Here is a 9,694-nt window from a genome sequence, read left to right as displayed (position 1 = left end):
AAACCAAGGTTTACCATAACTCATTAATTTACCGTAACTCTTATCAACTCAGCTTTTTAAAGTGTTAAACGGATCTAAATATGGTAAAGATCGCATATATTCACGTATCAATAAATAACCAAAGTAGCGAATTAGAGAGAAAGATATTAGCCGCGAAGAAATTACAAACACATTTTGAGTAATAAATCAGCAAAAAATTAGCACCATCTTGCCTTGTAAGTTCAGAGAATGTATCGCGGTATACCCCAAACAATACGTTTTCCCTGAGGATTTTAACCCTCTGAATACTAGGCGTGGCCTGCTGCAATGCCATATTTTGCAACTATCACACATTAGCAAGCTTTCTTAGCCATTTTTTTGTGAGATAAATAAATTTACTTTGTGTGTATGTGTGTGTATCCTGATGTCAGGTTGGGAGGATATATGAAATCAACTGACCTAATAAAAGAGCTGACTGCTGCTGGGTGCAAACTTAGAAGGCATAACGGAGGTAGCCACCAAATTTGGTGGTCACCTATAACCGGAAAGACGTTCCCGGTCCCGCATCCCAAAAAAGATCTACCTATCGGCACTGTCAAATCTATAAAAAAAATGGCGGGGATTTAATCCCCGCCGACTTTGGAGGTCATCATGTTTTTTTCAGTAGGTGTTGAGTTACCGAAAGATGAAAACACAGCGTATGGTTTGGTTATTCCTGCGTTGTGTACCGAAAATTATGGTTGTTTCTCTGCTGCTGACAGTAAAGAAGACATTGCGATAATGGCACGTGAAGCTATCTTGTTAACTGTTGAAGATATGGTTGCAAACAGTAAAGCCATTGAACAAATCAAGGACCCTGGCTATCTAGTTTATGCAAAAAACACAGAATATCAATACATTGATAGTTGGTTTGTTATTGATGTTGATTTATCTGAATTTTCCGGAAAGCAACAACGCATTAATATCTCATTACCCGATACACTTATTCAGCGTATTGATAATCGCGTCAAAGAAAGTCCGACACAATATAGAGATAGAAGTCACTTTTTAGCTGAAGCAGCAAGGCATGAACTTAGGTAACACTATGGTGCATGGATGCGCTATAGTTTGAAAAATATTCAATTGATGTCATGTTTATTAGTCTTCTACATCGTCGTATGGATGACCATATAAGAATAGAAAAATAAAAAGAAAAATTACAGGCTCTGCTAGCTGAATGGTGTAACAATGCAGACATCACTCGTGTCCAAATAGCAGAATGTATGGGAAACCACCAACTATTTCTCGCATAGAAAGCAAGATTAATGAGGCTATGATTGACATTCTTACTCGTTATCCCTGTGCTTGTAGTATTTTCTCCTCCCAAAATAATGCATATTATATAAGGGTTACATTAAGTTGATGAGGTATTAAGCAAGAATGTCAATAGTTATTACACTAGAGTTAATTACAACATCTTTAACTAACGCATTACTAAAAAACCTGCTTTTTCAAACAGGTTTTTGCCAGCAGTTAAAAATCCTCAAAAGGCTAATAGTCTGTGATGTTACCATGATAATGGTCTAGTATTTCCTTACTACTGATAAAGCAGTTAAATTAGTAAAGGACACACCCTGTTATTCTGGAGTCACATTGATTTTCGATTACCTTTTGGTATAAGTACTTTAACTATCGGAAACTAAAGGAAGGTTAATTAAGTCGTAATATTTAAGAAATACTCAACGCGGATTTAATTCTACTCAAGTAATTATCATCATAGAGTCTTTCTATCGCGTTTTTTATATCAGTGCTGCGAGGTAATTGTCTTCCGTTAACAATATCTTGTAAAATGCTTACCAACACATCGGGCCTATCAACAGGGTATAGGATCCCATTTATAGAATCTTGAATAATGTCCGATGGACCAGTTTTACAATCAGAACTAATACAGTAAATACCATAGGAATTAGCTTCACCAAGTACCATAGGTAAACCTTCATGTGTTGATGTAAGTAATAGCGCGGTTACTTCTTTTATATTATTAACAATGTAGTCCCAAGGATTTACTTGCCAACCATGCCATAAAATTTTTTGTTCTATCTTTAAATCAACCGCTAATGATTGTAGAACACCTATATCATCGCCTGCCCCCAAAATATCTAATTCCCAGTTTCCTTTAATTTGGGAAAGTGCATGGAACATACTTTGCAAATTCTTCCCCTCACCTGCAATAATTCTTCCTACATAGATAAATTTCGACATATTTTTAGGGCGAGTAATCATTATTGGTGTTCTTGATATGGGATTAAAAATTGTACATATTTTGTTGTTGGGTACTCCCATATTAATCAAATAATTAGTATTCCCAGTACTAATAGATAGGTGGTAGTCTGCTTTGAGTGTGAATATTGCTTTATACGCTGAATACAGGGAAAGGTGGATCCAAGAGAATACCGGTATTTTTTTTAATGAAATTTTCCTAGCTAAGTTGGAGATGTAACAACTCTGTGCGGAAATAGAAATAATCAGATCAGGATTCTCTTGCTTTATGCATTTTGAAAGTTGCAAAGCAAAATGAATTCGGCGAAGTGGCGGATTCCTGACTTGTGAAGAGATATATTTAAACTTCATTCCGTTTAACCAGGTATCATTAGAAGGTTGCTGATCTTCTTTGATGAAGATAAAGCCAATATCGATATCTGCGTTATCTTTGGATAGTAAGGATACGCATTTTTTACAAACAGTCTCCATGCCACCAAACCCACCAAGCTCATAGCCTACAACAATTATTTTTTTCATGATGATTTTTCACTTTGATAAAATATGGGATACAAATGAGAGTATGCTGAAAGTAATGTAAAGGATTTTATAAATCACAGAGGTCTGATTTGTGAACAGAAAAATGAGGGATATGGAGAATACACTCCCTACTCTTAAGCAAGGATCTAAATTTATATATCTCTAAAAAGCAAGGGACAAGGAGAGTAACATCGCATAATAGTCTGATTAGATAGTCTTTTATGAGTTTCATATCTGAATACCAATAACACATTTATGTAATACTGAAAAATAGTTTATCTTTTGAAAAGATAGGGAAACTGAAATCTTAAGTATCATCATACTATATATTTCTTATAATGTGAATCAGAATATTTAGACCATTTCCTCAGTTAAACCGAATCATTTGAAATCTAGAAAAATTAACATGATATAGAGGTATAACTATGATTTTTTTATAGGGAAATAAACAAAAATACACGTGAATTTATCTAAATAATGTATTGCTGACTCGTTATTATCATCGGTCATTCTCGTGAACTACTAAATAATATTTCATAATTCTGCTACGCATCATTTTCTTCAAGCCACTGTTGTACATAGAATTATGAATGGCATAAGATGTGGCACTATTTTAGAATCTTATTTAGAAGGTATTAGTTATAGCATAGTATTAATATCCAAAAACAGGACGTGGATCATCAAAACATGTATTGTAATATCAGTCTATCATCTTAAGAATCGAAAATTCAGAAAGTAAATCATGCAAATATGAAGATTTATCACTCAAAATCTGCTCATAATTCATTCGTTTATAATGTCTTTTTCTCTAAATCGTCATTTTGGTTACCTATTGATACGTTAATATACCGTATCTAACCTTGTTTAATACTTTAAGGAGTTAGGTTGGCAAGGGTTGTAGTGATTCAATGGATTATAGAAAACTTGGGTTAGTGAAAACTGTAAATTTGGCGAAAAATGTGGTGTCGAATAGTCGGAAAATTAATGGCAAGGCGTTGACTGGAGATGTCAATCTGAATGCCGGGGATGTAAAAGTTCAACCTATGGGTAATTATGCTCTTAGTAGACAAAGTTACACGAAAGGGAAAAATGACAGTCAATATGTTCAAAAAAAATCAGAATTACTTCACTAATTTTACCCAAGTTTGGTCGGGAGCCCTTACATGGGCTAAAGGAGGAGCTAGATTTGTTGACGGCCATTGAACAATAGAATAATAGTATTTGCTACACATCATAGTGACTTATGTTTTATAGTTACACTCCCACCAGTTTTAGGTATGAATATACACACTAATACCAGTGGATGTTGGGTAATTTTAACTTTAACCGGCACTAATCATTGTTGTTGCAATAGATAGTGAAGGTTTTAAGATGCCTGGAATTTATGTATTAAGACGCTCTGTTGTTTTAGTTAACTTACAAGGATATAGCTCCCTGTAAGTTATGTTATTTTTTTATTATTAATACATATTGTTTATTCTTTAGTATAGGGAGCTTAAAGAGTATCTTTTCTCTTGATGTAACTTGAGGTTCTCCTGTATTTCTTATTCTAATGAACCGAGAAAAAATAAATCTATTGAAGATAATTAATTTATCCTTGCGAGAGTGAGAGGGACACCAAGAGCCATTAAACAAATGAACTGAAAAGTTCTCTAATTCATATTCTGGAGTACAGAAATAATATGATGGATAAATAATTGATCTATCATTTAGCTGAGTTGTGAGAGAGCCATCATAAGGTGCTTTAAGCCCGAATTTTTCAGAGAAATAACGACTAATGCGAACTGTATTTGTCTCTAAGTCAAAACCATTTGAGGTTTCAAATTCAGCATTCTCATGATAACTTAACAAATCAGCAATGATGAGGTTTCCTGTTTGAGCTCACATAACAGCAGTAATTGGGTGACAATGTCCCCTACAATTTTCATAATCACTAAAAAAATCTAAATGAAGGAATTGATCTATGTTGTTAGTGATTTCAACATCAGAATCCAAATAGACTCCTCCTTCATGATAAAGAGCATAAAGCCTGATATAGTCAGAAACAAAAGCCCATTTTCTGTTCTGGTAGGCTTGCTCTGAATATTTGTTTTTTATTTTTTCAAATTTCTCGTTATTCCATTCGATTATCTCATAATCAGGTAGGTGTTTCTTCCAACTTTCAATACATTTGAGTATCAGCTCGGATTTTGGTTGATTACCAACCCATACATAATGAATTTTCTTAGGTATCATTTTCTACCTCAAAAGTTAAACAAGTTTTATTCATAAGTAGTATATCAGATTCTGTTTGTTAGATCACCCTGCTATCATCGCCTAAAAAAGCCCAATTAGGGTAATTAATCCCACACTTCGTAACCTCAACAATCTCTATTTCCACGGTTCCACAATCTTCTTCCATCTCAGAGCTGAGCTCCATTTTTCATGAGAGTCTTAAATATTTGCTAGATATTCCTTATGGTATCGATGATAAACGGGATGGAAAGAGTGGGTAATTGATAAGATATTGGTAGACCAGTTTTTCAAAATATTCAATAGGAATAAATACGCTAAAAATTATCCACACATATATTTAATAACTGTTTTGTTTACTTTATCCTGCTGCTATGGTTTATTAGCGCGTGGTATATTATGTGTACTTTTCTACGCTGGGGATTATGGTGATACTTCTGCGTTATATGATTTCTTTTATATTGTAAATAAAGTATTCTGGTTTGTACTTTGACTAAGATTTATCTTATTCACATAGCGAAAAATACATAGTATAGTACTAATAGAAAATCTGGCTGGATGAAGAAATTGAATCTCCGTTTTTCTTGTTTTTCGAAAACTGAATTACGTTTTACTATTACACAATGCCCTATTGATAGATAAATATGAAACTTACAAAAAACCACCTAATCAAGCTGCTACCAGTTGTTGCACTCTTCATCTTTTGCCTTTTAGCTCATATGGCTCTAGGTTATCGCTTAAAAATAGCGTATGTATTCGCTATGTTCTTCATTTTTCTATTGCTAAACAAGGTCACTGTGGTTTATAGGCCCCTGCTTATCGTTCTTGGTATAGCAACTCTCGTTTATGCTCCTATCGGGCTTACATATGGATCACCAAACTTCAACTCAATTCTTTCGTTATTCTATACAAATGAACAAGAAGCTAGTGAATTTATCTCTTCTATTCCAATTGAGTACTATCTTTTTAGTACGTTTATCCTGATCTTTTGCTTGTTATCTTTGAAAGTAAACATTAATTTGCATAGAAATATTAACGTTCTTCTATTCTCTTTTGCGTTAATAACGATAATACATCACCCTTTAAAAGCATTTATACAGGGTAAGGAATTCAATATTCTTGACTCTGGGCTTCCTGAAATTAGAGCCATCAAAGATGTCACTATCAACTTTATAAGGGTAAAAATTGAATATAAAAGAATGCAGGAAATATTAAGTGAAAAGGATACATGGGGAACGGTATCGGCAAAGCCCAAATATAGCACCTACATTGTTGTGATTGGAGAAAGTGTACGTAGAGATTTTATGAATGCGTATGGATTTCCGATACATAATACACCTTTTATGAGCACTACCAATGGGACGCTTTTTACAAATTATATCTCAGTAGGTCCATCGACCCAGATATCATTGGCAAACTCACTAGCGATGGTCAAAGATGGTAAAAATATTTTAAGCAATAATATTGTTACATTAGCAAAAAAAGCTGGTTTTTATACCTACTGGATATCAAATCAGGGTTCTATGGGGATATTTGATACTCCGGTTGCCAGTATGGGAGCAAGGGCTGATTCTCCATTATTTATTAAAAAAGGTGAATCCAGTTCTGGTCTTAATAGAAATATGCCTGACACAAATATAATACCAATTGTGAAAAAAGCTCTAGAGGATAAGAGAGAAAAGAAGTTAATTGTTATTCACTTAATGGGGTCTCATTCTCCTGCTTGTACCAGAACAAATTATGAATACAAGGTATTTTTTAAATCAGAGCAGGTTTCTTGCTATATACAGAGTATTGAAAACACTGATGATTTGTTATCAATAATTACTGATGAAGCACAGAAAAATGAGAAGAGCTGGTCTTTGATGTATTTTGCTGATCACGGAGGTTCTTTCTTTGAGAAAGATACTAAGAAGATGAGGCTTGCTCATAATGATAAATATAAGCAGAATTATCAGGTTCCTATGTTTATTACCTCTTACGATGATACGTCACGTAATATTATTAACGTTCAACGCAATTCAATGAACTTCTTAACACTATTTTCAGATTGGACAGGTATTAAAGAGTCAACAATATCTGATAATTGTAAAATGTTGTCTAATGAAATATGTGAAAATCAAGATGATGTTCTGAACTTTAGTAATAAGTTCATGAAATATAGTTCATTACCGGAAGATAAAATTCCCGAATGAATTTCATATTATGAAAAATATAGATAGGATATGTGTCGGACTTGATTTATAAATACGTGAGCGCTGTTATTATGAACTATTTAATGGATAAATTTTTTAGATGAAAACATTATTATCTCTGTTTGGGTGGAAAGAAGCTAGCATTGATGATTATCGTCAATGCTACAGTATGTACGGTGGGGGATTAGCAACACACCCCGTTGTTTTAGATTTCATTCATAAACATTTTAAATGTGATGAAAAGTACTATGTACAGAAAGATTCTAATGGGCTATTGACTGCTGCCATATGCATATGGGGAGAGCGATTTCTTGCAAACGATCCTTGTACTCCATTATCGAAATATATCCGTATAGCTATTCCTAATGACGAATTAATCATACCCGCTTCTCCGGAAGCTAAATTTGTATTGCCTATTAAATCAAAATTTATTTCTCCTTTAAATAGGAAAAATGTGATTAATTCAACATATATATTTAATGCCAATAGAAGAGTGTGCATTGCTAAAGAATTAGGTAACGGTGGAATATCGACAAAATCCCAGAAAAAATATAAAGACCGATTGAAGCGCTTTCTAAAGATTGGAGGAAAAGTCGTAGATTGTGAATCTTTCAACCCAAGAGAAATAGCAAATATTTATTTCTCTCTTACCGAGAAAAGATGGGGTTCTTGTTGTGTTGATGAGGCGCTAACTCAAGAATTATTTGAACTAATTCAACCTCTTATATGGGGAAATATATTATTTTACAAAGATGAGGCATGCGCATTTCATTTTATTACAAAGACATGTACTTTTGAACACACTATCTTTGAGTTTATCCAGGCAGGAATGGATACTTCAGATGAATTGCAAAAGCATTCTATTGGCTCTTTACTAATTTGGAGCAATATAGAAAGAGCTTATTCTCAATATGAAAATGCCAGATATTCCTTCGGCTGTCCATCCAGAGAATACAAACTCAGATGGTGTAACCTACAACCCATTGGCAGAATATTGAGTCTGTAAAATTAAAAAGATCTATCCCGGTAGATTGCAAAATAATAGCATAATATTTCGAAGATAGACTAAATAGAATGCTTTACAATTGTCATTGGGCTGCATGGGCAGCCCTTATTGTTGTCATTCTGGCATCTCAGGCCACTTAATATCAGGGGCCAATGAAGTGTCAACACGGTTCAACAATACCAGATATTTTTTCCATTCAAGTAACAATGTCTGTTCTTCTTCCGAAGCTAATCCAGTATCAACAGCATATTGGAGCAACTTAATAGTTTCATTGGCTTGTGTGCACAATGTACTGCGTAGTTGTTCTGCCTGCTCAATTTCACTATCCTTTATTGCCACTTTGTCAATCACCCACTTTGAGCCATCCCATCGATCAAAATGAGTAATAGGTTGTTTGAATGTCAGGATTTCGGGTAATTCACCCAGATCAGTAATTTCTTGCGGTAATCGAGTTTGTGTGTTGTAAGCTGTTTTTCCACGGTAATCGGGGAGTATTTCCCAGCATTTTCCATCTACACTACGACAGACCGCTTCCTCTGCAGAACTGGGAAGCTTTGGCGCGTCAGGATAAGCACCGGCCGATAAACTGACACCAAGCATGACATATTCAATGTCAGAGTTTGTGAATTCTCTCGTTATCTGATTCGAGTGATAAACCTTTATCCATCCAGCTTGAATTGCTAAACCATCTTTACCCAATACAGCGGTTTCATGTTCTAAAGAGTATTTCTGTTCCGTCATTATGCTGCTCTCACTATGTAATTAAAGGCGACGTTGCGGGGGCGAGTTTCATTTGCTGTTGCTTCAGTAACGCCGCCCGTGTATGTATTTTGATCTAATGAGCGGGAATATGTACTGCCTTTTGATGTTGACCAGGATTCACCCCCTACAAGCACAAGATCTTCAACTAATTGTTTTGAAGCTACTTTGTAATGATTGTGATCTGGAATGCCATCGGCTTGCCACGTCCCACACACCCGACCGGGGTCAACACCACGGCTATCATCCCAACCCCGGATAAACTCCCCCCTTAAATCGGGCACTCTGCCAATAGGATAAGCCTCTGCTAACTTCGGATATAAAGATTTATCGAATGTTTGCCCGTTGCATGTTAAGTAACCAACTGGGGTGTAGCGGTGGGGGTACGGCAATGGGACGCCGACTGGGATATTGTCATAGCGATCATCAAAGTTTTTGTAATCTGTGGGAATAATTTTCCCGGTCGAAAAAAGTTCAACATTATTAGATGACAGTCGATGTGAATAAAATAAACATCCGCTTTTATCTCCGCATTCAAAAACAGTTTTTCTGTTTGAGTTTCCCCACACAAATAAATTAACATTACTATCAGCAGTTTCATTAGATGAAATACGCAAACTTTTATTTTGATTTATTCCGACAATTAGTACGCTTTGCACATTTAGTCCAGCTTTGATTGTCCCTCCGCTGACCGTTGACACAGCATTCCTCGCCAAACTCACCGTTTCCATCAAACCAAGGTTTT

At 35.0% G+C, this 9,694-nt stretch carries 9 protein-coding genes; 5 read left to right on the top strand and 4 right to left on the bottom strand.

The window, feature by feature from the left end:
* Positions 1–423: 423 nt before the first annotated feature.
* The gene (locus EAE92_RS23420) at positions 424–606 is read left to right on the top strand and encodes a type II toxin-antitoxin system HicA family toxin (RefSeq protein ID WP_110087469.1); all 183 of its coding nucleotides are present in this window, start codon (positions 424–426) and stop codon (positions 604–606) included.
* Between the two features lie 24 nt (positions 607–630).
* A complete protein-coding gene (locus tag EAE92_RS23415) occupies positions 631–1,059 on the top strand; it encodes a type II toxin-antitoxin system HicB family antitoxin (RefSeq protein WP_214069781.1) in 429 nt (142 codons plus the stop codon).
* A gap of 627 nt (positions 1,060–1,686) precedes the next feature.
* On the opposite strand, the gene EAE92_RS23410 is transcribed toward EAE92_RS23415, so the two are convergent.
* On the bottom strand, positions 1,687–2,757 hold the full coding sequence (locus EAE92_RS23410) for a glycosyltransferase (protein WP_214069780.1): 1,071 nt from the start codon (positions 2,755–2,757) through the stop codon (positions 1,687–1,689).
* 908 nt (positions 2,758–3,665) lie between these two features.
* Between EAE92_RS23410 and EAE92_RS24860 the strand changes: the two genes are divergently transcribed.
* Positions 3,666–3,890: a hypothetical protein gene (locus EAE92_RS24860; RefSeq protein WP_246545381.1), complete on the top strand. Its 225-nt coding sequence runs from the start codon at positions 3,666–3,668 to the stop codon at positions 3,888–3,890.
* A 748-nt stretch (positions 3,891–4,638) separates the two neighbouring features.
* Here EAE92_RS24860 and EAE92_RS23395 read toward each other — a convergent pair.
* Entirely contained in the window at positions 4,639–4,992 is a 354-nt protein-coding gene (locus tag EAE92_RS23395; RefSeq protein WP_246545380.1) for a glycosyltransferase family 32 protein, read from the bottom strand.
* Positions 4,993–5,633: 641 nt separating this feature from the next.
* On the opposite strand from EAE92_RS23395, the gene EAE92_RS23390 reads away from it, so the two are divergent.
* Positions 5,634–7,184, top strand: a complete 1,551-nt coding sequence (locus tag EAE92_RS23390) for a phosphoethanolamine transferase (protein WP_214069779.1) — start codon at positions 5,634–5,636, stop codon at positions 7,182–7,184.
* A 100-nt stretch (positions 7,185–7,284) separates the two neighbouring features.
* Positions 7,285–8,190: a GNAT family protein gene (locus EAE92_RS23385; protein ID WP_214069778.1), complete on the top strand. Its 906-nt coding sequence runs from the start codon at positions 7,285–7,287 to the stop codon at positions 8,188–8,190.
* Positions 8,191–8,304: 114 nt separating this feature from the next.
* On the opposite strand, the gene EAE92_RS23380 is transcribed toward EAE92_RS23385, so the two are convergent.
* Positions 8,305–8,931 carry a tail fiber assembly protein gene (locus tag EAE92_RS23380; RefSeq protein ID WP_214069777.1) on the bottom strand — a complete coding sequence of 209 codons (627 nt, stop codon included), beginning with the start codon at positions 8,929–8,931 and terminating at the stop codon, positions 8,305–8,307.
* Positions 8,931–9,694 (bottom strand): phage tail protein (locus EAE92_RS24855; RefSeq protein ID WP_246545379.1); only part of this gene is annotated, 764 nt, incomplete at its 5' end. The genes EAE92_RS24855 and EAE92_RS23380, both read right to left, overlap by 1 nt.

The sequence above is a fragment of the Photorhabdus hainanensis genome, assembly GCF_018448965.1.
Classification (GTDB): domain Bacteria; phylum Pseudomonadota; class Gammaproteobacteria; order Enterobacterales; family Enterobacteriaceae; genus Photorhabdus; species Photorhabdus akhurstii.
Note: the sequence above shows the minus strand (reverse complement) of the source record. Positions and strands in the feature narration are given on the sequence as shown.